Below are 25,909 nucleotides of genomic sequence, written 5' to 3'. Positions count from 1 at the left end.
GAGGTGCCTTTTAATTAAGGCACCATTTTTAATGACTGCCATGAATTAGCGAACGTTGGTATTGCTTTGGAGTTAGGCCGTAAGCATTCTTAAACAGTCTTATGTAGTGAGAAATATTGTCATATCCGGCTTCATAGGCAGCATCAGTAACACTCAATTTGTTGAGACTTTGTTTTGAGGACTGCAGTCTAAGTTGAGTTAGGTATTGTTTAGGGCTTAGCTGTGTTGCTGCTTTAAATTTCTGAGAAAAACTCGACTGAGACAATCCCACTTCTTCTGCTACCTGAGCTAACGTCATCTTTAGTCCCATAGGTGAATTCATAATCCTAATCGCTTTACTGATGGGGTGAGAGCGATGGTTCGAGATGATACTTTGGCAAGTATTATTGCGCAGCAACTCAAACACCAATTCTTGTCCGGTCAGGTCGATCAGAAAGTCCATGCAGGCTTCTTGCTCTCGAAGGATCTCTTGCATTCGAGTGTGTAGTTTGTCGATTCTTTTGTCGATGGAATTGACCGCGAAACTTTGTGACTCTAATGCTGTTGGTGAATCGACTTCTAGAGTATCAGCAACACGTTGACTGACGCCTTCAATCATTTGTTCATCGAATTCATACACCAGTGCTTTGGTGTACTCAGGCATCTTCATGTAGATGTTCGAATTAGGTGGTAACAGAACAAATTGGTCACGGTTGTATTGGAAGCTCTGCGACTGATTGACACTCACCGATTTGGTGCCTTTTAAAATGGTACACAGGCGAGGAGCATCGTAAGAGCGGTACTCATCGTGAAAGTCTTTTGGAAGATCGTAATAGAGTAAGTTTAAGCTACCGGTAGATAGTGCGTACTCACGTTCTGCCACTCGACTAAAGCTGTTTAGTTTATGCATAAATAATGCGTCTTTCTGTTTTCATCGCCTGAAAGCTAATAGTAGGGAGATGGCAAGAAGGTAACATTGATCTGAGTTAGGAAAGGCGGGAGCTTTTTAAACGCAAAAATGCAGGCAATCGGTTGGCCTGCATTTTTGTGATGTTGCACGTTAAACGTGTCGAATAATTACAGCGCTGAATCTAAGATGGCTACGATTTCTTCGTGGTTTGCTTGTTTAGGGTTGGTGAAACCACAAGCGTCTTTTAACGCGTTCTCTGCAAGTACATCGAAGTCGTCGCGTTTTACACCAAGCTGTTCAAGACCAGCCGGAATGTTCACATCTTTAGATAGTTGACGAATAGCATCAAGACCTGCATTCGCGGCTTGCTCATCAGTCATGCCATTAGTATCAACACCCATGGCGCGCGCGACGTCAGCTAAGCGTGCAGGTACTACCTTAGCGTTATACTGCTGAACGTGTGGTAGCAAGATTGCGTTACATACACCATGAGGAAGATCGTAGAAGCCACCAAGTTGGTGAGCGATAGCGTGAACATAGCCCAGTGAAGCATTGTTAAACGCCATACCTGCCATAAACTGCGCATAAGCCATGTTGTCACGTGCAGTTAGATTGTCACCGTTTTGCACCGCCTCACGAAGGTTTGCTTGCACCATTTCGATAGCTTTGATCGCAACAGCATCCGTGACTGGTGTAGCTGCGATAGACACATAAGCTTCAATCGCGTGCGTAAGTGCGTCCATCCCAGTTGCCGCTGTAAGAGACGCAGGCTTAGCCAGCATCAACTCAGGGTCGTTTACAGAGATAATTGGCGTCACATTCTTGTCTACAATTGCCATTTTGATGTGGCGAGCCTCATCTGTGATGATGCAGAAACGTGTCATTTCAGAAGCAGTTCCTGCCGTTGTATTGATTGAGATCAGCGGTAACTGAGGCTTCGCTGATACATCAACACCTTCGTAGTCTTTGATTTCTCCGCCGTTAGTCGCAAGCAATGCGATACCTTTTGCGCAATCATGAGGGGAGCCGCCACCGAATGAAATCACACAATCACACTGATTGCCTTTTAGTAGCGCTAAGCCATCGTTCACGTTCTCGATAGTTGGGTTTGGTTTAGTCTCGTCAAACACAACCGCTGCTACGTTTGCACTATCAAGCAAAGTAGTGAGTTTACTTACTGCGCCCAGCTCGTTTAAAACCTTGTCGGTAACGATAAGAGCTTTAGTAAAGCCATGTGATTTGATAGCGTTTACCGCTTCTTCAAGACAGCCGACACCCATTAGGTTTAATGATGGAATATAGAAAGCGTTAGACATGCTCTACCTCGTTCAATGTTTAATAATATTTTTGACCGCACATCTCAAGAAACAGTGGCATTACCGCGGGGGCAGTAATGCACTCGTACTACCACTTTAGAGGTGCTTTTTATCGTTGATTGAAGAGTAACAGTAGGTTTGAATAGCAAACTAGCGCAGATTTTATAGAAATAGTCGAAATTTGATTAGCCTGAATGTTATGAGAATATTTATATTATAAATTAGTAGGTTAGCGGATTAAAAAGAAGTGCAAAGTCGGTGACTAAGCGACTCTGCACTTCGAGGGGGAGGCGGTAAGGTGATACCGCCGATTTTTCTCTGTTGAAGGTGATTCAACAAATTGAGAAAGGGTTTACATCACGAGTCCGTTATCATTGCGCTAAAGCGACTTTCATCTGTTCGGCGACTTTGTCGACCTTTCCTAGTCCTATGATGACTTGAATACCGTTCTTACCAACTGGAACAACGCCTGCGGCACCAAGTTGTTTGAGTTTTTCTTTGTCTACAATGCCAGAGTCTTTTACTGATAGGCGTAGGCGAGTAATACAATTGTCTACTTCAGTAATATTGTCACTACCACCTAGGGCTTCAATATACTGGTGAGTTAAGCCTTCGATACCTTGATCACCGTCTACCGCTGTTTCTGGCTCTGGAGCCATGTCTTCACCACGACCTGGCGTTTTTAAGTTGAATTTCAAAATAGCGAAACGGAACACGCAGTAGTAAATGGCGAAGAAAACTAAGCCTTGCACAATAAGCATATACCACTGAACAGCAAGCGGGTTTTGACTAGACAGGACTAGGTCGACAAAACCGGCGGAGAAACCAAATCCTGCGATCCACTGCATACTTGCAGCAATATATAGTGAAATACCAGTCAGTACGGCGTGAAGTAAGTACAGACCTGGAGCTAAGAACATAAAGCTAAACTCTAGTGGCTCAGTAATTCCTGTAAAGAAAGAGGCCATCGCAGCAGCAAGCATGATAGAAAACACGGCTGATTTGTTCTTTTTATCTGCACAGTGGTAAATCGCCAATGCTGCACCAGGAAGACCAAACATCATGATTGGGAAGAAGCCTGCTTGATACATGCCAGTCACACCAACCGTAGCTGTTCCGTTAGCAATAGACTGAGCACCGCCTAAGAAGTTAGGAATGTCATTAATGCCAACGACATCAAACCAGAAAACAGGGTACAGGGCGTGGTGCATGCCAACGGTCAACATTAATCGGTTAAAGAAGCCAAATAGACCTGCTCCTAATGCACCCATAGATTGAAGTTTAACGCCGAACACGATAAGAGCGTCATACACTACAGGCCAGACATATAGAAGCACGAAGGCTAACAGCATACCCGCAATAGAAGTCAGAATAGGGACTAGGCGCTTTCCACTGAAGAATGCCAGCGCTTTAGGTAGCGTTACACCTGAGTAGCGATTGTAGATTTCAGCAGAGACTATACCGACAATAATACCAACAAATTGGTTGGAGATTTTGCCAAAGGCTGCCGGAACTTCGTCAGCACTAATACCTTTAAGTTGCTGCACGGTTTCTGGAGAAAGAAGAGTTGTCAGTACTAAGAAGCAGATAAAACCAGACAATGCAGCAGAGCCATTTTTGTCCTTGCTTAAACCAAATGCAACACCAACGGCAAACAACACTGCCATGTTATCGATGATTGCACCGCCGGACTTAATTAAAAACGCAGCAAGGGTACTGTCTGCTCCCCAACCTGTTGGATCCAACCAATATCCAACCCCCATTAAAATCGCAGCGGCAGGCAGGGTGGCCACTGGAACCATTAATGCCTTACCTACTTTTTGCATATAGCCGAGTATGTTCATTCAAACCTCTTTGTGTTTATTATCCACGGAACTTGCGCCCTGTACTTACTTGCAACGACAGGGTGTTTATTCGTTTTCTAGTTGCTATTTGAAACTTATTTATCGATGCGAACAAACTAATTTTCGGGTACTATGGATTAAAATTTTTAATAAGTAGAGGCCGTGTTATGGCGAATGAACAAACCTTATTGAGGAATCTGCATACCTTCCATGTCGCAGCAAAAGTACTGAGTTTTACCCTTGCAGCGAAGGAATTGCACTTGACTCAGGGTGCGGTGAGCCATCGAATTAAGGTGCTTGAGAAGTCGCTTGGTTTTAATCTATTTACCCGAGGCACAAGGAAACTGGGGCTTACAGAGGAGGGCGAACGGTTTCATCAAACGCTTTCAAAATCGTTGTACTCCATTTTTGGTGAGATCGAAGAAATTAAATCGACGGATATGAGTGGGGAGATCACGATAGCCAGTTCGCCAAATTTTGCCTCGTCTTGGTTAGTACCAAGACTCAAAGATTTTAATCAGCGCTACCCCAACTTTAATGTAAATATTCTTGTCCACGAAGAGCAACAGAACTTCGAGAATGACCAAGTTGATATCGCGTTTTATTATGGCGATGACAAACCAAAGGACTGCTTCGTTAAACCTCTCTTTGGTGAGCGCTATATTCCTATTTGTTCGCCTGAATACGCTCAACGATTTAAGCTCTTTGAACGTGGCCTAGATGGACTGAAAGAGGTCAATCTTATACATGCATTAGGGTCAAATGTCTGGGAGCGCTGGATTAAATATCACGACTATGATCTCAATATCTTTAGACACTTTTATTGTGTTGGGCATCGAGGGTTAGATCTGACCGGAGCCCTGAACTCACTTGGCTTAGCGATGGGGAGGTATTATTTTGTTAAAGACTATATTGAGAGAGGCGAGTTGGTTTGCCCTTACCCTTCAATGAGCACTAGCCAAACTTATGATTTGGTATGTCTAAATGGTCATGAAGAAAGACCAAAAATCCGGACATTTATTCATTGGATCGATAGCCAACTATAGTGTTGGCTATCGGAACGAAAATTTAGAATGGATGATCAACCATAATCCAGAAGTTAGTGCTTTCTGGAGACTTAGCTAAATCGGCACGAACGACCAATCCGGCCATCAATGCACGAACTGATGCGCCGCCATCGTACTTGAGATCGGTAAGAAGTTCGTTCGCCGTGTAGGCAGAACCTACGCGACCTACCTCAACAAAGCCTACAAGTTGGATCCAGTCTACTCTCAAGAAATTCAACCAAGAGATATCTTTAATAGGGTTATAGGCCAACGTATAACGATATTCTGCAGAGCCATAAATCACGGCTTTGTCGTGGAATCGGTTATTGTCGTAGCCACGCATACGAGTAAAGCCACCTAAAGTTGCCCCCTCATTATAAGGTGCATTTCCGTTTATAGACTGAGTGCCATTAGGGTTATCCGTTACTTCCCAAGTAGGTGAATAACCGGTCCAGAAGTTCATCGCGATAATTCGTTGTGATGCCCAATCCGACTTGCCGAGCGAAAAGTATTTGCTCATATCAAGTTCGTTGAACGACCACTGCTTTTTAGACTCAAACCAGCCCCAATCGTGAGAAGTTGCGATGTATTGTCGGCTACCGTAGGAAGGGTTGGGGGCAAAGTCGGTATTATCGTAGAGTATGCCAAACTCCATCGCATGAATCGCGCCGTCGACGTCCCCTTGTTGAAACTCAAAAGATTGGTATCGATTAAATTGGCGAGCTACAAAGATAGTTGAGCCGCTGGTCAACGGATTCCACTCTTTACCTCCGGAAGGCTCTGAGACTAACAAACCGTTGCGGATCTGATAGTCAACGAGTCCTTTGTCTCTGGTTACACCAATAGGAAGTACATACTCCATCTTGATATCAAACCAGTTAGATGCGCCATCCGCTTCCAAATAATCTAGATTAGATGAGCCATTGCTACCGGGACGAGGTGGGGTGTAATAGGCATTACCTGAAGTATAAGCACGTTGTTTTGGGTAATACCCAAACATGCCGTATGCACTCAAGAACACGCGTTCGGTTCCTGGAATCATGTAGTTCCAAACACCTCCAGCTAGTGCATAACTGGTTTCACCTCCAAAGACAGTGCCACCTATGGTCATCTGGTCTTGGTAGATACCTTTTATCATGCCGCCAACACCGACATTAAGCCCCATGGTCTCTGTACTAAATAGGTAAGGCAGTACCATGGATTCTCTAATTCTGTCTGGCGTTTCCTGTCGGTCAATACGCGACTTGACGTTAGTTGGTGTCGCTCCTTGCGCCACCACTGCAGTGAGTGAGCACGATATAGCAGCGATGACACTTATAATACGGCGATATGTCATACGAGTTAGACTTCCTTGTGAGATTTTTCATTCTTATTATGGTGTAACGATAAATAGCCTAACGTTATTTTAGGAGATAGAAAACACTAAGTGGTTATTTTGGCGGCTTTTTAACAATGGTTTTGTAAATTTAGTGGTTATACGTGCAAATATAGAAAACCCAAGCCGTGGCTTGGGTTATAGAGTCGCGAGTGAAGATTACTACATACGCGCCTTTAAATATTCCAAAGCCCCAACCACAGACGCTACTTGAGCATCGTTACACTCTTGTGAGGTGACTTTTGGACTGTCTGGATAAACTTCAGTTGTGGTTGAGTACTCACAATCCGTCATGCCGGTGCAAAGGCTGAGCTTTTTCAGTGGGTAATTGATGACGCCATTCTGAACGACTTTAGAACCGATAATATTGCCATTTTGGTCTGGCGGGGCAATATGAGTCACTTTTTCTACATGTTGGATAATCGTCGCTTGAAATTCATCTGCGGGATTCTCGGTATTGCCGACAAGATAGAAACCGTCAGGAACATTGTCCTCGATGTAGTCGAGACCATCGCGTGCCGCTAGTGCTGGTCGAAACTCGCTTTCATCTGTATCCGTTGTTTCATGTAAATCGATATGTGCCAAAACAGTGGTATCTAACGATGCAACCATCGCCATGAGGTTCGCAGACTCTTCTGCTGGTGAATCTGTATAGAAAGAGCGATTAGGGTCGACAGCATTCGGGTTCCAACGATTGATCGTTTCATAACCCCAAGGACTGACACATGGTGCGATAACGATGTTGAACAGAGACTCGTAGTGAGAGGCGTTTTCTCTGGCGAACTGAAGCGCACCGTGGACGCCAGAAGTCTCATAACCATGAACACCACCAGTAACAAGAACCGTTGGCTTCTGTGAATCCCAAGATTTGGTTTTTAATACGAAGAGTGGGAATCGATCAACATCATATGAAAGCGCACCATATTGCTCAATATTGAAGGTATCTTTTAGCGCTGCGATCTTTGGGAGTACATCTTCGCTGTACAGACGCTTAACAGTAGTCGATTCGCGCCATTGGATAACGTTTTCCTCAGTCCATTTCTGTCCTGGGGTACCGATAGGGTAGTGAAACTGGTTTTTCATGGTTTCCATTCTCGATATTGTTTGTGCTGCAAGAATAGCTTTGCAAGGTTTAACGTGCAACGAGCATGGTGTGAAGATTGTGACAAATCATTTTCGGACCACTGAGCTAGCGGTCCAAACGGCTCGTTTGATCGCGTTTGATCGCGTTTAATCGCGGTTTGCTTGTTCAATCGCTGACATGAGTTTGTCAGAAATCAGGGCTTTTTGATTGGTGGTGAAATCAAACATGACGATCGTCGCTGTCCCCGTCGTGGTGACTTTGCCAAGCTTCTTGCTGACCACTTGATATTCCATCTTAAAGCGGTCTTCTTGTACCTCAGTAATTCGAGAGCCGACAAGTAATGTATCGGGGTAGGTGACAGGCAGTTTATAGCGGCAATAGGTTTCCCCAAGTACTGGGCCTATATTCGTGACTGCCATGTCTTCCATTAGATTAATGTGACTGAAGTAGTCGAGTCGCGCGGTTTCAAAGTATCGAAAATACACTGCGTTATTGACGTGATTAAGTGCATCCATTTCGCCCCAAGCGACAGGGATCTCTGTAACGACAGAGTAGTCCTTAAGTAACGATTCCATATTGTTATCCCTTATTAAGTTTGTGCATTTACTCTATTTTGGAATTAACAATAATGCAACATCAACGGTGCAAAGTTGAGTACCCCGTTTGGGGGTTTATTCAATAGGTAGGGTTGAGAGGCATTTTCGGCACAAACACAGATCGGATTTTTCGATAGAAGACGTATCGCGCTTGTCCAGTTCAAAACACCAACAGGTATCGTGGCCCGCAGAGATGTCACAATAGGCGGCTTCTCCACATTTGGGGCAAACGTGTGTAGTTGCAGAACCTGCTAACTGCTCCATTTTGTCATCGCGTTCTTCTTCTTCCATTAAACGCCATGCAGACAATTCGTCCATGGTACGAAAGCAACCAGAACAAATGCCACCTTCGTTTTTACAGGCGGCTTTACAGGGAGTGGCGATAGCAATAGTTTTAGTCATAGATTTAAATCAATAGGTTGCACAGTTTGTTCTAGAGCGTTAGAATTAAATGGTAATAATTATCATTTGCAAAAATAAATGACGACACTCTTTTTAATTATTGGCGTGATGTTTATTCTCGCCTTAGCTCGCAAGCTTGCATTCTCCAACATAGCGCTCGCTTTGTTAAGTGGATATTTAGTGTTGTGGCTCTATTTGGATAACTCCACCCTAACGGCAATCTGTTTGCTGCTGTTTGCACTGTCGCCAATTTTGGTGCGAGTAAAAAGCCGCAATATTAGTTTTATCTTGTTCATTCAAGCTTTAATTTTGCCAGTTGCGATTCATTTTGGGATGACGTCGCTGCCGATTCAGTAACGTTCCCTAATCAATAAAAAAGGCTCCCATTGAGAATGGGAGCCTTGACGATAAGTACATCAGTAAAAATTACTTCACTTGCCAGTTGACCGTTTCTCCCCCACGGATAGGTACAACAATGTCATTACCGAATGGCATGGTTTCTGGCACGTTCCATTCAGATTTCTCTAGCGTGATAGTATCTGTGTTACGTGGTAGTCCATAGAAGTCTGGGCCGTTGTGGCTTGCGAATGCCTCTAAATTCTCTAGCTTGCCTTCTTGCTCGAATACTTCTGCGTATAACTCTACTGCTGCGTGAGCAGTGTATGAGCCAGCACAGCCACAAGCGGCTTCTTTTTTGCCTTTAGCGTGTGGTGCAGAGTCAGTACCTATGAAGAACTTCTTACTTCCGCTAGTTGCCGCTTCTACTAATGCTTGTTGATGCGTACCGCGTTTTAGAATTGGTAGGCAGTAGAAGTGTGGCTTGATACCGCCAACGAGCATATGGTTGCGGTTATACATCAAGTGGTGTGCGGTAATTGTTGCTGCTACGTTGTCGTTGGCATTTTTAACAAACTGAGCTGCATCGGCTGTCGTAATATGCTCAAGAACAATCTTAAGGTTAGGGAAGTCGTTAACGATTGGAGCCAGTACCGTATCGAGGAACTCTTTTTCACGGTCGAAGATGTCAACGTCGTGAGTAGTCACTTCACCGTGAACCAAAAGTAGCATTCCAACTTCTTCCATTGTCTCTAATACAGAGTAGATGTTCTTTGCTGAAGTCACGCCAGAATCTGAGTTCGTTGTTGCACCTGCTGGGTACAGTTTTGCCGCTACCACACCTGCCGATTTGGCTTTACGAATTTCTTCTTGAGAGGTGTTGTCGGTTAGGTACAGCGCCATAAGAGGCTCAAACTGCTCAGATGGTTTTTCGGCCATGATGCGCGCTTTATACGCAAGTGCCATTTCAGTGTCAGTGACAGGTGGGATAGTGTTAGGCATGATCAATGCGCGGCCGTTGTAGCGACTGATGTCCCGAACGGTATCTTTTAGTACTTCGCCATCGCGAAGGTGAACGTGCCAGTCGTCAGGACGAGTAATAGTCAATGTAGTCATTTGGGCTCCCACCAAGTTAGATTCTTCTTGAAACGGAGCCTAAACGGCCGCGAAAAATGTGAATGCAATCGCTTACGTTTAGGCGACAGGATGATAGAGGAAAACGACTTAGATTTCACTATGTTTCTGGGACAATGTGCAAAAAGGCGTTAACATTGTGCTCTGCAAATGGACATAACAAGAAAAAGGGCTCAGTCGTGGCAAAATCTACTCTGCTTTCCCAAATCAATATCTATCCAGTTAAGTCAGTTGGAGGTATTTCTCTTTCCTCTTCATGGGTTGAAAAACAAGGGCTTTGTTTTGACCGTCGTTTTATGGTGGCATTGGCCGATGGTTCAATGGTGACCGCACGCAAATACCCTAACATGGTAAAAGTGTCATCCAGCCTTCTACCGACAGGTATTATCTTCACTTACCCTGGACTGCCTCCTTTAAAGCTGCAATACAGTACATTTAAAATGCAGGATACGACCGCTACAGTATGGGCAGACAGTTTTTCTGCTTACACGACAACAGATGAAGCGGATGATTGGTTCAGTGAAGTATTGAATCAAAGGGTTGAGCTACTTTTCACTGGCGAGCAATCAAACCGGGTAAGAGAAAAACTGGGTCATAATGTGAGCTTTGCAGACGGCTATCCTTTACTTATCATTAGCTCCGGTTCACTAGCGGAATTGAATAAGCGAAGCAGTGAAGTACATAGTATGGAGCAATTCAGAACCAACTTAGTGGTTGACTCGGACGAGCCATTTATCGAGGACTCATGGAAGAGAATTAAGATCGGTGATGTAGAGTTTGAAGCTGTAAAGCCATGTGAGCGTTGCATTCTGACAACAGTTGATGTCGAAAAAGCGGAATTCAGAGCCAGCAAAGAACCGCTAACGACCTTCTCACGCTTCCGTGCCAATGAACGCGGTGGCGTGTTCTTTGGTCAAAACCTTGTGGCAAAGAATGAGGGTATGATTCGCACTGGTGATGCTATCGAAGTACTGGAATACAAAGACAAAGAGCACTACGAGGATCTGGATGCGAATAAACAAGAATTTGTTTGTGTCGAGCGAGAGCATGTCGCGAGGAATTTTGAAACTTTTTGGTTAGAACCTCAGAAAGGTGCAATGCCAAGCTACAAAGCAGGCCAGCATTTACCGATAGAACTCAATATGGATGGTAAAGCGGTCAAGCGCTTGTATACCTTATCATCAAGTCCAAGTCGTCCTGGGCGCTTAGCGATATCGGTGAAACGAGTTGATGGTGGAGAAGTATCGAATTGGCTGTTTGATCATTTTCAAGTAGGTGACACCTTGATTGCCGATAAGCCTAACGGTTCATTCCATATTGCCAACTCTGAACATGAGCCGCTGTTATTATTATCTGCAGGAAGTGGCGTAACTCCGATGATGTCGATGCTGCGCGACCTTACCGACCAAAACGATATACGAGATGTGGTGTTCTACCATCAATGTTCGACTTACGCTGATATCCCATTTGCGAATGAGTTGAAAAACCTAGAGAAGCAAAATAAAAATCTCACGGTGATATTGGCACTGACGCAACCATCAGAGGATTGGCAGGGATTAAAAGGACGTTTTAGTTTGTCCCATCTAAAACAAATTGCCGACCTTACTGAGAGACAAGTCTTCGTTTGTGGACCTGACGGCTTTATGCAAAAAGCAAAGAACTTGATGTTGAAGAAAGGACTACCTGAAGATCACTACCACCAAGAGGCTTTTGGGGTCGCTACTGCAACGGAACAAGTGGTCAAAACCGTACAAATTAGTTTAGATGGTACGGTGTTTGAGGGGGACAATCAGCAAACGATTCTAGAGCAAGCAGAAAAAGCCGGTCTTGCAGTTGCTCACAGTTGCCGCGCGGGGTTTTGTGGCGCGTGTAAGGTTACGGTAGAGTCGGGCTTAGTTCATCAGCCTGATGTACCGGCGATTCAAGACAGTGAAATTGCAGAAGGAAAGGTTTTAGCTTGTTGTGCAGTACCACAGACAGATGTGGATATTGTCAGTTAAATAGGGAATTGCGAGGCTGTTTGGTGCCAGTGTCCAACTGGCACCGACTTTCTATTTATTGCCTACTTTGAAGCACTCACTATACGTTGATGCAACGAATCTTTTAGTACCGCTCTATTGTGTTTCAGTTGATGCATTTCGGTATCTTCGATAGGAGAACCGTTCAGTTCTAACACACGAATTTCTTTATCCAGCGCGTTGTAGTTTTTCGTGTCAGCTGCAAAGCCTTCATCGCTTGCCGCAAGGGCATGAATAACGTCTTGATGCTCTGGAAATTCCTTCAGAAGAGAGTGATCTTCGCCTAACATAGCAACCCCTTTTATTGGTGAACAATAGTTTTCGCTTGGGCATTCGCACAAGTGACTCTGGGTGCCAACGGCACTTGTGATCACTAGTGCTGTTATAACAATGGCACATCTTTAAGCTGATTAAAAGTTGAGCGATGGCAAGATCTGATTTCAGAGAGGTAAATCACAGGGTTAAAAAAAGCCAGCAAATAATTGCTGGCTCTATGAAGGAAATCAACTTAGTCGTAGATCGTTGGGATTGGCTCGCGTTTATGTTGTGTTGCTTTATAAATGGCAACGAGGCGATCACTGACTTCTTGAGATACAGGCTTACCTTCGAGGAAATCGTCAATCTGATCATAAGTCAGGTTGAGCGCATCTTCGTCCGCTTTTTGAGGTGCGAGTTCTTCCAGATCTGCAGTCGGTGTTTTCTTAACGAGTTGCTCTGGCGCGCCAAGGGTATCTGCTACTTCACGAACTTGGCGTTTGCTCAGGCCAAATAACGGGGCAAGGTCACAAGCACCGTCACCAAATTTGGTGTAGAAACCAGTAATGTTTTCTGCCGAGTGGTCCGTACCTAGCACTAACCCTCCCACGTATCCCGCGATTTCATACTGAGCAACCATGCGAGCACGAGCTTTTACGTTACCTTTTACAAAGTCGACCTTTGCGCTGTCTTCTGGTAGTAGACCTGTGCCTTCTAGAGCTATATGTGAAGCGGCGTGCAAACCGTCAACGCCCGCTTTAATGTTCACAGAAACAGAATGAGTTGGTTCAATGAAAGACAAGGCTAGTTGTGCTTCGTCTTCATCTTTTTGTTCACCATAAGGTAGGCGAACAGCGATAAACTGATAGTCGCTAGAATTACTTTCTTCATTCAGTTCATTCACTGCAAGTTGAGCAAGGCGACCACAAGTTGTTGAGTCAACACCACCACTGATACCCAGGACGATAGATTTGCAGCCAGATTGCTGAAGTTTTGACTTGATAAAAGCAACGCGGCGTTCAATCTCAAAGCGTGGGTCAATAGACGGAAGCACGCGCATTTCGTCTCGAATTAGTTGTTCCATGTGGGATCCCTTTTCCTGCAAGCAAAAAATATTTTCTCGTATGATACCTACGAAAATCGCTGAAAAAAAGTTACAGTTAGGGTCAATCTATGCAGAGAGACGATTTATTGAGATACATATGACAAAAATAGCGATATTTGGTAGCGCTTTTAATCCTCCTAGCTTTGGGCATAAGAGTGTTATTCAATCTCTGAATCATTTTGACAAAGTACTATTAGTTCCTAGTATCTCTCATGCATGGGGGAAAAGTATGCTCGATTACAGCATACGTTGTCAGTTAGTGGACATGTTTATCTCTGACATTGGACAAGCCAATGTTGAACGTTCCAACATTGAAGAGTCTCTTTACGAACCAGGAACCTCTGTGACAACTTTTGCTGTATTGGAGGCGTTAGAAAAAAGATACCCAGAAGCTGAACTAACTTTTGTTGTTGGTCCCGACAATTTCTTCAGCTTTAGCAAGTTTTATAAAGCGCAAGATATTGTTGAGCGGTGGTCCATTCTCGCTTGCCCTGAAAAAGTGAAGATCCGCTCGACGACGATACGATATAGTTTGTCACAAGGTTTGAATGTAGATCACTTAACGACGCTTAGCGTCGCTCAACATTTGGTCGCACATAAGCTATATTGATAAAGATTATAACAAGGACGAAAAATAAAAATGAAAGCAAGGTGGAGTTGTATTGCTTTAGTAGTAGTGGTGAATAGTCCTCTCGCATTCGCATTTTGTGAGAGCAATACGAACAAATCTGTTGTTTTAAAAGCGACGGAGGAAGAGTCGTTTTGCTCGCTTATTTCTAAACCCTTCAACTATATTGGCAACCAAGTTATTACGCTTGGTGGTTTAATAGAAGACGAACCTCCTATCAACTCTCTACAAGATTCTTATTGGGATCAATGGCTTCTTACGCAAGAATCCGAACCTGTGCTAACAGGTAACATAGAAAATAGTTTTGTTGGTATTGGTTTATGGGTACCTGAGGAAATCGCTCGTCATAAAGACGAAATGTCGATGCAAGAATGGCTGATGGCACAAGGGCTTCATTTCGGCGTTGGCTTTGGTGAAAAAGGTAAAGAACCACGTTTACGCTTGGACTACCGTTGGCATCAAGACTACCAAGGCGATATGATGATGCAGGTGGAAGTGCCGTTTTAGTATCTAAGAAGGTAACTCTCTTCATTACTATCCAATCTCTTTAAAGCAGATTACTTCAGTAATCTGCTTCCTACATAAGTACTAATTCTCTCTAAAAAATACCCATATTAAATAATCACTTATTGAATCGTGAGAAAAATAATATTTATTAATCTATTTATATGTAAGAAATAACTTGCTTACGTGAGAATATTTGCTAAATAATAGATGTAGGAAAAATATAAGGTGTGTAAGAAATGAAGTATTTGTCATTATTTTTGCTTTTAACCTCTACATCTGTACTATCAGAAAGTATGTTAAATAAGCCAGTTAACGAGGCTTCGAAGGTGAACAGCAACCCTGTTAGTGGCCAAATTACCTTTAAAGGAAAGATCATGCAGGAACCTTGTGCGTTAAATGTAAGGGATTTCTCAACCAAGATACAAAAGAAAACAAATAACTGTGTTGAGTATACAGCCGAAAAAATCGAAGTATTTAATGAGAGAACAGTCGAAAGTGCTTCTGTTCTAATCGTCAGCTACATCTGATAAATAGAGCTACTACTTAAATATTGAAGTCAATTGAGTGATGTTGATCTCTGTTTTGGATTAATAATAATTAACACCGAATAATAGGATGGTTTGTTATTTTCTTGTGTTTAAGCTTGGATATGTAAGTCGTTTCGATTTACATTGAATCTTAAATATGAGGTAAGTATGAAAAACTACATATTAGTATTTGGTAGTTTAGTAAGTTCGTCTTTAGTTTATGGGCTTGAAATTGAATCAGTAACAAGAGGGGATGAGTTTACTACTGTAGGATTTCCTATTATTGCGTCAGATAATTCAGACTTAATCTATCATTATAAAGAAGATGGTAGTATTAATGACTATGTTTGGATGGTCGATGATAAAATCATATCGAAGGGAGTGGCTTATACTCCAAGTGAGAGTGATACAAATAAAGACATAAAACTCTGTTTGATTGAAAAAGGTGATTTTAACTGTTCAAATACATTAAAGATAATTACTAAATTTGGTAATAACGATGCTCAGCTTCGAAACAGCAGAGCACCTAATACTGACATTAATGATTACTGGGAGGTGAATAATACGATAACCAATGAAGAGATTATCAACGACGAAGATACCTCTGTAAAAATAAAATTAAGTGTGGATTACATTGGAGCAGAAAGTATAGATGAATTACCATCTGGCTCTCCATATGTCACAGATCTATTTTATACACTGAAGTCTGATACTACAGTACTTCAGTCAACCTCTCGTTTGCCAGGTTTTACTCATAATACCTCCAATCAATCCACAAGTTATAACACAACAATCTCACAGTTGAACCTTTCATCGGTACCTTTGGTTAGTCTTTGCACTTTTGGCTTATCCTCACATGGGGCGAGTCCTACAATCGAACCTTCGTCTTGCAGCACTAGACTCGTAACAGAAAGACCGGAAAACCTTGGTAATTGGGTACAGCCGCCAACAAAAGAGCAATTCACTCTGTTGTTCCCTGGCCAGAGCTATCTGCAGGAAACCGTCGGCAGTAAAACGTATGTAGCATCACCACGTTTGACCAATACAGGTATCAACCTTGTTGAAAGCTACTGTAAATACATTTCGCCACGCGCCACTCCACCAACAAGTAGTGAGCTTAAGTCTTTAGCTCAAAACACATCGATATTTGATGATAGCTGGCCTGGAATGACCAACTATTGGACCAATACTACAACGACTAATGGTCCGTTTACCTTTGCTGGAATTACTTGGGCTGAAACAGTATCTATCTCAGGCACGAATACAACCCAAATTGCCCCAAGCGAAGTCTATAACGGATATCTAAGTTGTATTGTTAAAGATGAGTCTAAATAAAAGCTTTATGTCTCATTTAAAAGAGCTTTGGAAATAATAAAACCAAAATTGGAGTTAATGATGAATAAAACATCGTTATTGTTCCTCTTGGGTGCAATTGGCCCTTTAGGAAGCGCTTACGCAATGTCAGTTGATATTGAAAGTAAAGTTGAAGACAGTGAAATATTGTTAGGTAGAATAAATAATGAGCTTGCAACAAACTATGTCGGCGATAAGCTCATTGAACTTAAATGGGTGACGAAAGAAGGAAAAACGATTTCCACTAAACCTTATTTAATTCCCAACAGTTCGATGAAAGATATACGTTTTTGTGTGTCAAGTGAACAGACAGCAACCTGTTCGACATCATGGTCGACTAGCCATGCGTTAAGGTCAGCTTCGTCGCCTAAGTTCACAGCGGGAAATACCGCTAATCTAACAGTGCGCGTACTCGATAATGATTCGTTAAAATATGAGGAACCTGCTACCTCGATTAGTAACTTCGACATTATTAGTGGAAGGTTTGGTTTTCACTATACCGAACAACTCGATCAACATGGTCATGTGGTAATGAATATGATCAGCTACAGCCAACCTTCAATTTTCCTCACGCTGCCGTCTATTGAGTCTAATATGAAGACCATTAAAGCGTGTTCGGTCGGTGGTTTCTATTTAGATGAGCCGACTTACATTGAATCATGCACACCAAGTTATGAAATTGATAGTTCTCCAGTAGAACCGGAGCCTGAAGAATCTGTTCTATGCTTGTATCAGCACCCCAACTATAAGGGCAACAAGAAGTGCTTTGATGAAGAAGAGATAAACCACTCTAAGGACATGACCTCGCCGAAGTTTCCACACTTAATGGCAAATTATGGATTGGTAGATTCGAGCAGCCTTACTATCAAATCAGGGTACCGAGCAACGGTCGGTAATTTTTCTGGCCATAACTCAACGATTAACGACACATGGAATAAATCCGCTACTTACCTAGGTAATACAGTTGGGGATAAGGGTAAACACGTTTTTCTTGAGAGAGATGACACTTATGGTTGTTTCTTTCAGCACCATGCATTGCATTATGGTGAATTCGAACGGGCAATCAGCCAGTGTGTAGAAGTTGGAGAGAAAATCGAGCAACTTACCCCGCTGAAATCTGGACTTCAGCGTACGCTCTCTACCATCACAATGCATCCGGGTCTTACCATTACTTTATATTCTGACCTTGGTGGTAACAGTAAGCTCGGAACTTACAACCAAGCACGATTTTGGACTGGCTCTGGCTATCCAAATGATCGCGCGAAGTCGTTTAGTATTTCCGTAGATAAAAACTACAGTTTTTACCTAGTCAACGGTAATACGCTGTTACGCAGTCTCGAAAACAGTAGCCTGGCTTTAAAAAACCTCATCACTGAGAAGGGCGATCTACACCTGGTCACGTCTGATGGGCATTGGACTAGAAACTTTGTACTTCCTGAGGGCGTTCCAGAATTCACCCGTTTGAAGTTTGAGCGTAAATCTACATACCACTTTAATGTGGTTAATGGTGATACAACTTACACACCTAAACGTGGTGAAACCTTAGTCGTTACCTATATCAATAATCAGTGGGTGTTAAGTGGTGATAAAAGCGGTAGCGAGGTTACTTGGAGTTCGGTTTTAGGCGTAAAAAGTAACAACGCAGCTACGCAGTCAGTTTCCTCTTCGAAAGTGCTATATATTCGAGCGGGAGCTGCCATTGATGCCATAGGAACCTCTCGTAGTAACCTTCATGGTGGCTCAGGTGGCGGCTTGTATCAAGTTAGCCTAACGGGTCTAAAATCGGTTACGGCGACAAGAGGTGATTTTCGATGGGGTGGCCGTCAGTTAGTTGCTCTAACATTTCACTATCAGAATGGTAGTCAAAAGTTGATCGGTTCTAAGCGCTATGCGACTAATCGTACAGAGCAAAGTGCGGCTGTGCCTGCGGGGCAGGAGGTCAAAGGTTTGAACGTTTGGTCCAATGGTTGGTTGGTAAGTGGTTTACAACTCAAGTTTGGGGATTGATTCAAGATTTACCTAGCTTAAACATTTAAAAGGTTCCTATTAAGGAGCCTTTTATTTAGTAATACTAAGCGTACGATATGATTTAGTGAAGGAAAATGCCGGCATTCAGGTGGGAAAAATCTTACTTAAATATAATTGCACAGAATATATAATAGACATGTATTCTTAGACCAGAAGCGATTGACAATCAATGAAATTAATTAAATTCGTACTATTTTCGTTGTCGTTATTTTTTTCTTACTATACTTATGCACTAAATAGTGGTGAATGTACATACTCTAATCAAAAACTAACATACTCAGGGGTTAACCTTCCTAGTTCAAATGACGTGTATAAAGATGGTGAGGTTTTGGGGCAACTTATATTGTCAACCAACTATTCTTGTAAGACAAACTCGATAACAAATAATAGTGTGGTACTCCAAGTTGGAACTAGAGGAGCAGGAAACAGTCACATAAGTGCTAAGCGGTATAACAGTAATGTTGCTGGGATTGTTCTTGAGGCAAAATTCACAGTAGCACAGGCGGCAAGCTTTAGTAATGAGGTTATATTCAAACAGTTCAAAAAGCCGCAATATTCTAACAATCAAAATGTAAGTGGAACGTTCAACCAACCATTATTTGATGTCATTAAATCTGGTGAAATAAGCAGTGCTACATCGGTAACACTAAATCTTCAAAATCCATTTAGGTTAGTCAGTTTTATCTACAATACGGCGACAACTGGTGGCGTCTACTTTAGTCCAACCAATGTTCCAGATACCGCTCCCATTCCAGTTTATAATGCATCATGCAGTGTGACACATCCTACAAACGTTCAAGTCCCCGCTCTGGTTAAAGGTATTAGAGATGAAGTAAGCAGTTACTTTAACATAGTCCTCAATTGTGTCGATAAATCCGTCATGCAAAATAACGTGCAGCTAACTGTCACTCCAGTAAATATGACGAACGTAACAATGACTGGAGACAAGACGACATTGGTTTTTAATGACCGCAATCAGATGGTTTTAATGAACATCTTTAATAGTGTTAATAGTACAGAAGCGATGATGCAATTTTCAACTATGTACCCATTCAGTAACAGTAGTCAGGGAAGTAGCTTTACAATCCCTATGCGAGCAAAGTTCCAATTAGGTTCTTCATCAGGTTATGGAAATTTTTGTTTTCAGACTCAGGTTGCTGTTAGGTATAACTAATTATCCTTCTGCCTACATTGAAGTAAGAATAATCGTACTTTGAAGTGTTGATTTCGAATATATAATGGCATGCGTTTTATAGAACTGAGCATGACATTTAATGAACCTATCTAGATTTTTAATTCTACTGTTGGTCTTCGCTAGCAAAGCAGTCTTAGCCTTAAATAGCGGCGAGTGCACTTTTACAAATCAAAAGCTAACATACTCCGGTGTTAACCTACCTAGTTCGAATGAAGTCTATAAAGATGGCGAGGTGTTAGGTCAATTAATCCTTTCGACGAATTACTCCTGCAAAACTCAAAGTTTTACTAACAATGGCGTGGTACTACAGGTTGGTACCCGAGGGGCAGCTGGAAGCTATATTGGAGAAAAGAAGTTTCGAAGTAATGTAGAAGGTATCGTATTAGAAGGCACTTTTATGGTTGGAGGTGTTGCAGGTGTTAATAACGAAATAATCTTTAATCAGTTCAAAAAACCAACATATGGAAACAACCAAAATATCAGTGGCACGTTCAATCAACCAATGTTCAACGTCATTAAGTCTGGTGAGATTCAGAACGCCAGTTCAGTAACACTAAATCTTGCTACTCAATATAACCTAGCAAGTTTTATTTATAATACCGGTGGTAGTGCATATGTTAGCCCATCTAGTGTCCCTAACTCTCAACAAATCCCGGTATATAATGCTTCTTGCAATGTTACCCATCCAACTAACGTCGAACTCCCTGCGTTAGTAAAAGGTGTGAGGGATGAAGTTAGTAGCTACTTCAACATAGCGTTAAACTGTGCAGATAAGTCTGTGATGCAAAATAACGTTCAGTTAACTGTTACTCCAGTCAATATGACTAATGTGTCTTTAAGCTTGGACAAAAGTTCACTTCTATATAATGGTAACGGTCAGATCGTATTAATGAACATTTTCAATAATCTGGGTTCGGAGTCGCAGATGTTGTTCTCTACAATGTACGAGTTTAGTAACGATGCTCAAGGAAACAGCTTCACTATTCCAATGCGTGCTAAATTCCAATTGGGATCGTCATCGGGATACGGGAATTTTAGCTTTCAAACGCAAATTACGGTTAGATATAACTAGTTTCTTCTTTCTTACATCAACAGTCACGGATAGTGATTGTTGATGGTCTTTAGAGCTTCAATCATCACATCTTCTGTCATTATGATCCTTAGGCTACATCGAATTTAATTCTCATATTACGTCTGGCTTATACTATCCTCTAAAACAATCAACGATATTATTGGCTGATAGCGGTAATTGACGTGAAGACATTTGGAATCCAACATCATAGGAGAAATTAAAAGCCTACTATCAAGTAGGCTTTTAACGTTACGTATGAATAGAGGTAGTGAAGAGTGTACTAATTATCTTTGGTTGTTTCGAAATACGAGAACTGTACCAATGGTTGGCCAAGTTTATCTTGATCTTTAAATGAAGACTTAATATCCATCCTTTGTTTATCAATACCATTTTCGGTATAAAAAACACGCAATCTTTCTACTCTTCTTTGCCCCAACCATTTATTATAAGCCGCGGTTCCGCCTATCGAGTGCTTGTTGACAATTCGAATACTCATATCTGGATGTTGGTGAAGATACTGGATACTTTCTTTAAGCACTTTTTCATTGCTTATATAGCTTGAGTTTACTTTGAACACATGTGTTGCTTCGACAATGGCTCTTTCTGGTGGGAGCGTTGATTGTACTGCCACTTTCTCAGATGTTTGCTGTATTACAGCAGGTCGGGGATCTAGAGGTCTAGCGCGAGTTGGCTCTGGTCCAGGAATTGCCCAAGTAATGCCCAATATAAATTCTGGAAGAACTTTGACATCCGATTCTTTTTTGATAACCGCAGATACACCGCCAAACAGTGCCACATCGCTGTCTAAATGATGTTTAATAACACTGGAAAAGCCGGTTCTAAATGGATGCGTTTCATCTTCATATTGAATGAATGGTCCGTATAGTAGGGCAGTGCCAGAATCGAGTTGAGAGCGACCAAACAAGGAGATTCGAGCTAACAGGTGTTTGTTATCGAGTTGTGTGTTGTTATAACCAAGACGTGATTCAACTACCAAGTCTGGTGTTATGTTTACTCCATATATGATGTTAGGAGAAAAATAATCATTAGTAGGCTGATAGCCCGCGGCAAACCCAAGATAGTCGTTCTCGTCATTGATGGGAGAAACGGTATCGGGAGCAGTCCATGCTCCCGCAGAGAGTGTTAAACAGATACTAAAAGTTAACAGTTTGAATTTCACTTAAACCACCATAATCATTGATAATGCCGTATTCCAAGGACATATTTTTAATGTCCATTCCCTTAGGTACCGCATACTTTTGTTGGCCAAAAGGTGGCGTCATTTTGAACCTATCATCGAGTATTTTAGATACACTGCCATTAATGACCTTTAGGTGACCAAGGCTTAGGTAATAAGGGGTATTGTTCGTTGATTGAAGGTATTTTTTCCCGTCTTCTTGAATGATGTTCCAAGACAGCTGTTTAGCTGCATCAAGAAGCCCGGTCATATCCAATTGGTCGGGACGAACGATGACCTTGATCCGAGTTCTGACGGCAATATTTAGCTGGTTCTGGTCAGTTTCCGCTTTCTTAGGGATCTCTTGTACCGAAAGGAAGAAAATGCTCTCTCTATCTTTGGCTAGTTTGTTTTCAATTGGTAGAATTCTCACAAAACCTTGTTCATTAGCGCCTAGCTTAAAGATAGGTGGCGTAAGTACTAGCGGCAGGTCCCGAGTGTTGCCATCGCTATCCTCAATCCAAGATTGCACCAGATATTCACTTGCAGAATCATTGATGATGTCAACTTGATGTTCTTTGGTTGTTGTAATTATCTCCCTAGTATTAATAGGGCGCACTCCCGCGTGCGCTTCAATAATTGGAAATAGACTAACAACAATGACTAATAACGATCTCAATAACATATTTGTACCTAATTACAGCTTCGCTCAACGATGTCCTGCAAACTTTTAGAGTCAGGACTTACACTGATTGAAAATTCACAAAGACCAGAACCAACAACAAAAGTTGCTGATTGGTCAGGTTTAATCCCTGACAGATAAACAATATTGTCAGTACCAACAAATGACATCTCATCTGATTGGTTATCGAGTGAAACGACAGGTTCTCCAAATAGGTTTGCGTCTGTATTAAGTTTCACCAGTACACGTTTACCTACACGAGCTTTCAGATCTATAAGGACCGTAGAGCCTCGTCTTGGAACGTAGTTTTTGCTGAACTCCACTAATTGAACGTCAGAGTTCTCTTCTGCATTGATGTAGACTTTATTAGAGCCGTAATCATTTGAGTAAGGAATAACAGCAATACCGTCCTTGTTTGTCCTGAGTGTTGGGTTGTGATTAACAATCAGATTCTCCGCATCATCCACCTTTACAACTGCGGTGGTTTCCCCTAGATACTGAGCTGCAACAATTCCCCCTTCATAGATGAGTAAACCACCGTTGGCGCTGAGACTCCCTGACGTTGTCTCTCCATTAGATTCGACATTTGCAGAAAACTGACCGTAAGGTGTCGAGTTTCTTACCATAGCCGAGACGGAAGTATTGCCAGTTTTTGTATCATTTGAGGTTTGACTGACAGTCGTGCTGTAGTCGTAATTTCCGGTTCTACCGTTGTACGACAACTGATTATTAAGTGCACCAGTGTTTTGCTCGTGTGTTGATGAGAACACCACACTAGAGTCGTTGTTTTCTCCAAATGGTAACGATAGAGATAAACCAATTCTCTTATCACTACTCACACCATAATTGGTTTGCACAGTGTCACTAATCGTGTAATTCATACCAACGGAAACACGACCAAGATTAAAATTCAAAGATGAGTACAGTGATGTGCCACTCAAGGATGAATTGTGGTAGGTGTCATACTTATATGATAAGTACAATGTTGCTTCACTAATGGGTTGGTTCACCGATACCTCAAATCGGTTACGCAGTCCAAGTCGAGTCTGTTCATTACTGTCCATGTCACTTGCTGTAGAGACAAACTCTTCGAAGCTTAGAAAATCGGGTGATCGGTATTGATAACCAACCAACTGTAAACTGGTTGCTGAACGGTAGAATTGTTTCGCATACAAGCTCTTTAAGATAAATCCGCTGTGTTGTTGGTTATCCTCAAAACTCGTATAACGTGTTGCGCCACTTTCAAAAGACATAGCTCCAAATTGACCTAAGTCATAGGTCACGCCCAGTTCGCCGTAATAATATTGCTCGGAAAGTAATGATGAGAATTTAGGCGTAATCACGCCCAGTCCATACTCTAGACCGCCTGTTAATACCGCTGGCTGAACAGAAGAGTTCGAATTACGGTATTGACCTGCTGAGACGGAGTAATTAAAGCTGCCCTCACGAAGTAGGGATGGTAGCTTAGTAAATGGAATAGTTCTGCGTCGAATTTGACCGTTACTTTCTTCGATGACGAGCTCTAAATCGGCACCTGTACTTGAAACGTCAAGATCATCAATTTCAAACTCACCAGGTGGCACAACGCGACTGTATAGTACGAGTCCGTTTTGGAGCACGGTAACTTTGGCCGAACTTAAGGCGACATCTTTAAGAACGGGAACGTAATTATTCCAGTGAGATTTATACATTCCGGTTGCTTTAGCAAGACTAAGGCCCGTTAGTGGTAGTGAGCCGTTAATTGCGGAGATGTTGCTTGAACGAATTTCACCGAAATTGGCTCTAGAAGTAATGCTATCTATATCTCTATATACAAAGAAATCACTCAAGTTCGAGCTAAATGCATCGCCATTCTTATAGAGGTTACCGCCGCCTTTGAGTCGCCACATGCCAAATGTTGCCAACCCTTGAACACCGAGGTAGCCATTAACGGCGGATGAATTGCTTGTTCCGCTAATATAAGAGTTGTAATTCAGCTTAACGCTGTTGACACCCTGATCCCATTTAGATGGAGGTGTCTTCAATTTACCGTCTTTCTTCTCGATGTTAATGTCGGGTACAGTAAGCACGAGCAGCGATTGTGAAGAAATATAGTTAGCCGTCGCCATCGGGCTGATGTCTGTGACGGTATAGCAGCTTTTTCCAACTTCCGGCAGTTTAATATTTAAATCCAGCAGTTGAATTTTCGAAAGACAAGGTTGAATATCGTTGGCAGCAGACTGTTTGAACTCGACAAGCATACGTTGAGAACTAAGCCCATTGAGCTCAACATCGATCATGTGCTCACCAGGTGCAATAGCTTGTTCAAACCAGCGTGTATCAAGTTTTTCACCAGAAATATCGCTATTCATAAAGCTCAAGTCGAAGTCTGAACCGAATACTTGATATGAAAACAATAGTGGGACGAAGCTTAAAAATTGATGATTCTTCATGCTGTACCGACAGAAATCAGGGAGTCAGCTCCGAAGAGGAACTGACTCCGGGTGGTATGCGAACGCGTAAGCTTTAGTTATATTCGATGGTGTAGTTTGCGACTGAAGTTACGGTACCTGCAGTAGGTGCAGAGCCACTTACATTGACATAAGCTGCGTTGAAATTGAGGATGTAAGATTCTGCAGTTTCTGCACTTGTTGGAAGCGTTGTTTCGTCAGCTTTATTGCTACCACCGTTAATGTCGATGATGCTAACGCCATCTTCCTTGAGTAGTTGGATACCCACACCACCAGCAGGAGTAGTGCTAGCTGTGTTTTTTAGTACGTATTGGTTTGCTGGATCACCAACACCGGAAAAAGCAACACGCATTTTTTCAGCAGTGGTTGATTGGCTCTTACAATCGGTTAGCGTGATGGTAAATGCTGTCATACCAGCTAAGTCACCTTTAGTTGTGCCAATACTTCCTGTAGTAATGCTCGGTAGTGTCACGTTTAGATTAGTAGATGCGCTACCACCACCGGTTGCACCACCAGTAACGGTACATGAAGCAGCAGTTACTTTACCGTTGAAAGTAATAGTGCCATCAGCGGCGTAAGAACCTGCACTAACTAGTAATATGCTGCTAGTTAAAACACTTTTAATCAGAACACTTTTTTTCATTCGATATATCCTTTTGGAATTTGAAATTTACAATAATACCTAATAACACTGATATAGTTTTCTGCCTCCCATAACAAAGGCATGTTCTATTTTACTTAACGGTTTAAAGATATTAATGAGAATTGACGTGTCTGGGTGTAGTATTATTCTCACACAGGTGTCAGATAACTGTGTGCAGTGTTTTTTGGGGATGTATAATTGATTGAAACTCGGAGAGTTTACTTTAGAATAGATAAGAAATAGTTTG

General features: G+C 42.2%; 23 protein-coding genes. 9 read left to right on the top strand and 14 right to left on the bottom strand.

The window, feature by feature from the left end:
- Positions 1 to 28 precede the first annotated feature (28 nt).
- From HOP38_RS23815 to nagE, 3 genes are all read right to left on the bottom strand, one after another.
- Positions 29 to 889, bottom strand: a complete 861-nt coding sequence (locus tag HOP38_RS23815; protein WP_006070902.1) for a helix-turn-helix transcriptional regulator — start codon at positions 887 to 889, stop codon at positions 29 to 31.
- Between the two features lie 167 nt (positions 890 to 1,056).
- Positions 1,057 to 2,205 carry an L-threonine dehydrogenase gene (gene yiaY, locus HOP38_RS23810; protein WP_006070903.1) on the bottom strand — a complete coding sequence of 383 codons (1,149 nt, stop codon included), beginning with the start codon at positions 2,203 to 2,205 and terminating at the stop codon, positions 1,057 to 1,059.
- A 371-nt stretch (positions 2,206 to 2,576) separates the two neighbouring features.
- Positions 2,577 to 4,049 carry an N-acetylglucosamine-specific PTS transporter subunit IIBC gene (gene nagE / locus HOP38_RS23805; protein ID WP_198559159.1) on the bottom strand — a complete coding sequence of 491 codons (1,473 nt, stop codon included), beginning with the start codon at positions 4,047 to 4,049 and terminating at the stop codon, positions 2,577 to 2,579.
- Between the two features lie 167 nt (positions 4,050 to 4,216).
- Between nagE and HOP38_RS23800 the strand changes: the two genes are divergently transcribed.
- Complete coding sequence (locus tag HOP38_RS23800; protein ID WP_006070908.1) at positions 4,217 to 5,095, top strand: LysR substrate-binding domain-containing protein; 879 nt, start codon at positions 4,217 to 4,219, stop codon at positions 5,093 to 5,095.
- 22 nt (positions 5,096 to 5,117) lie between these two features.
- On the opposite strand, the gene HOP38_RS23795 is transcribed toward HOP38_RS23800, so the two are convergent.
- The 4 genes from HOP38_RS23795 to HOP38_RS23780 form a co-directional block, all read right to left on the bottom strand.
- Positions 5,118 to 6,431, bottom strand: coding sequence for a BamA/TamA family outer membrane protein (locus tag HOP38_RS23795; protein WP_006070910.1), 1,314 nt, complete (start codon positions 6,429 to 6,431; stop codon positions 5,118 to 5,120).
- A gap of 201 nt (positions 6,432 to 6,632) precedes the next feature.
- Positions 6,633 to 7,553, bottom strand: a complete 921-nt coding sequence (locus HOP38_RS23790; protein ID WP_198559158.1) for a M14 family metallopeptidase — start codon at positions 7,551 to 7,553, stop codon at positions 6,633 to 6,635.
- 147 nt (positions 7,554 to 7,700) lie between these two features.
- Positions 7,701 to 8,129, bottom strand: a complete 429-nt coding sequence (locus HOP38_RS23785; RefSeq protein WP_038227218.1) for an acyl-CoA thioesterase — start codon at positions 8,127 to 8,129, stop codon at positions 7,701 to 7,703.
- A gap of 96 nt (positions 8,130 to 8,225) precedes the next feature.
- Positions 8,226 to 8,534, bottom strand: coding sequence for a DUF1289 domain-containing protein (locus tag HOP38_RS23780; protein WP_031495200.1), 309 nt, complete (start codon positions 8,532 to 8,534; stop codon positions 8,226 to 8,228).
- A gap of 96 nt (positions 8,535 to 8,630) precedes the next feature.
- On the opposite strand from HOP38_RS23780, the gene HOP38_RS23775 reads away from it, so the two are divergent.
- Positions 8,631 to 8,909 carry a hypothetical protein gene (locus HOP38_RS23775; RefSeq protein ID WP_006070915.1) on the top strand — a complete coding sequence of 93 codons (279 nt, stop codon included), beginning with the start codon at positions 8,631 to 8,633 and terminating at the stop codon, positions 8,907 to 8,909.
- 69 nt (positions 8,910 to 8,978) lie between these two features.
- Here the strand turns inward: HOP38_RS23775 and pyrC are convergent, their stop codons facing one another.
- Positions 8,979 to 10,004 (bottom strand): dihydroorotase, encoded by a 1,026-nt coding sequence (gene pyrC / locus HOP38_RS23770; RefSeq protein WP_006070917.1) that lies wholly within the window; start codon positions 10,002 to 10,004, stop codon positions 8,979 to 8,981.
- A gap of 134 nt (positions 10,005 to 10,138) precedes the next feature.
- Here pyrC and HOP38_RS23765 point away from each other — a divergent pair, with 134 nt between their 5' ends.
- Positions 10,139 to 12,022, top strand: coding sequence for an MOSC N-terminal beta barrel domain-containing protein (locus tag HOP38_RS23765; RefSeq protein ID WP_423250106.1), 1,884 nt, complete (start codon positions 10,139 to 10,141; stop codon positions 12,020 to 12,022).
- A gap of 62 nt (positions 12,023 to 12,084) precedes the next feature.
- Here HOP38_RS23765 and HOP38_RS23760 read toward each other — a convergent pair whose 3' ends face one another.
- A complete protein-coding gene (locus HOP38_RS23760; protein WP_006070919.1) occupies positions 12,085 to 12,330 on the bottom strand; it encodes an HP1242/YdcH family protein in 246 nt (81 codons plus the stop codon).
- 218 nt (positions 12,331 to 12,548) lie between these two features.
- A complete protein-coding gene (gene nadE, locus HOP38_RS23755; protein WP_006070921.1) occupies positions 12,549 to 13,379 on the bottom strand; it encodes an ammonia-dependent NAD(+) synthetase in 831 nt (276 codons plus the stop codon).
- 118 nt (positions 13,380 to 13,497) lie between these two features.
- On the opposite strand from nadE, the gene HOP38_RS23750 reads away from it, so the two are divergent.
- From HOP38_RS23750 to HOP38_RS23725, 6 genes are all read left to right on the top strand, one after another.
- The gene (locus HOP38_RS23750; RefSeq protein WP_038222203.1) at positions 13,498 to 14,010 is read left to right on the top strand and encodes a nicotinate-nicotinamide nucleotide adenylyltransferase; all 513 of its coding nucleotides are present in this window, start codon (positions 13,498 to 13,500) and stop codon (positions 14,008 to 14,010) included.
- A 30-nt stretch (positions 14,011 to 14,040) separates the two neighbouring features.
- Complete coding sequence (locus HOP38_RS23745; RefSeq protein ID WP_006070923.1) at positions 14,041 to 14,535, top strand: hypothetical protein; 495 nt, start codon at positions 14,041 to 14,043, stop codon at positions 14,533 to 14,535.
- A 695-nt stretch (positions 14,536 to 15,230) separates the two neighbouring features.
- The gene (locus tag HOP38_RS23740) at positions 15,231 to 16,397 is read left to right on the top strand and encodes a hypothetical protein (protein WP_198559156.1); all 1,167 of its coding nucleotides are present in this window, start codon (positions 15,231 to 15,233) and stop codon (positions 16,395 to 16,397) included.
- 60 nt (positions 16,398 to 16,457) lie between these two features.
- Positions 16,458 to 18,422: a beta-prism lectin domain-containing protein gene (locus HOP38_RS23735; protein WP_198559155.1), complete on the top strand. Its 1,965-nt coding sequence runs from the start codon at positions 16,458 to 16,460 to the stop codon at positions 18,420 to 18,422.
- Between the two features lie 190 nt (positions 18,423 to 18,612).
- Positions 18,613 to 19,617, top strand: coding sequence for a hypothetical protein (locus tag HOP38_RS23730; protein ID WP_198559154.1), 1,005 nt, complete (start codon positions 18,613 to 18,615; stop codon positions 19,615 to 19,617).
- Between the two features lie 253 nt (positions 19,618 to 19,870).
- The gene (locus HOP38_RS23725) at positions 19,871 to 20,710 is read left to right on the top strand and encodes a hypothetical protein (protein ID WP_242456576.1); all 840 of its coding nucleotides are present in this window, start codon (positions 19,871 to 19,873) and stop codon (positions 20,708 to 20,710) included.
- A 280-nt stretch (positions 20,711 to 20,990) separates the two neighbouring features.
- Here HOP38_RS23725 and HOP38_RS23720 read toward each other — a convergent pair whose 3' ends face one another.
- The 4 genes from HOP38_RS23720 to HOP38_RS23705 form a co-directional block, all read right to left on the bottom strand.
- On the bottom strand, positions 20,991 to 21,890 hold the full coding sequence (locus HOP38_RS23720; RefSeq protein ID WP_124941391.1) for an OmpA family protein: 900 nt from the start codon (positions 21,888 to 21,890) through the stop codon (positions 20,991 to 20,993).
- On the bottom strand, positions 21,865 to 22,572 hold the full coding sequence (locus HOP38_RS23715; protein ID WP_006070933.1) for a fimbrial biogenesis chaperone: 708 nt from the start codon (positions 22,570 to 22,572) through the stop codon (positions 21,865 to 21,867). The genes HOP38_RS23720 and HOP38_RS23715 overlap by 26 nt, the downstream gene beginning before the upstream one ends.
- Positions 22,573 to 22,580: 8 nt before the next feature.
- Positions 22,581 to 25,001 carry a fimbria/pilus outer membrane usher protein gene (locus HOP38_RS23710; RefSeq protein WP_198559152.1) on the bottom strand — a complete coding sequence of 807 codons (2,421 nt, stop codon included), beginning with the start codon at positions 24,999 to 25,001 and terminating at the stop codon, positions 22,581 to 22,583.
- A gap of 73 nt (positions 25,002 to 25,074) precedes the next feature.
- Entirely contained in the window at positions 25,075 to 25,662 is a 588-nt protein-coding gene (locus HOP38_RS23705; RefSeq protein WP_198559151.1) for a fimbrial protein, read from the bottom strand.
- Positions 25,663 to 25,909: the final 247 nt, after the last annotated feature.

The sequence above is a fragment of the Vibrio mediterranei genome (assembly GCF_013364395.1).
Classification (GTDB): domain Bacteria; phylum Pseudomonadota; class Gammaproteobacteria; order Enterobacterales; family Vibrionaceae; genus Vibrio; species Vibrio mediterranei.
Note: the sequence above shows the minus strand (reverse complement) of the source record. Positions and strands in the feature narration are given on the sequence as shown.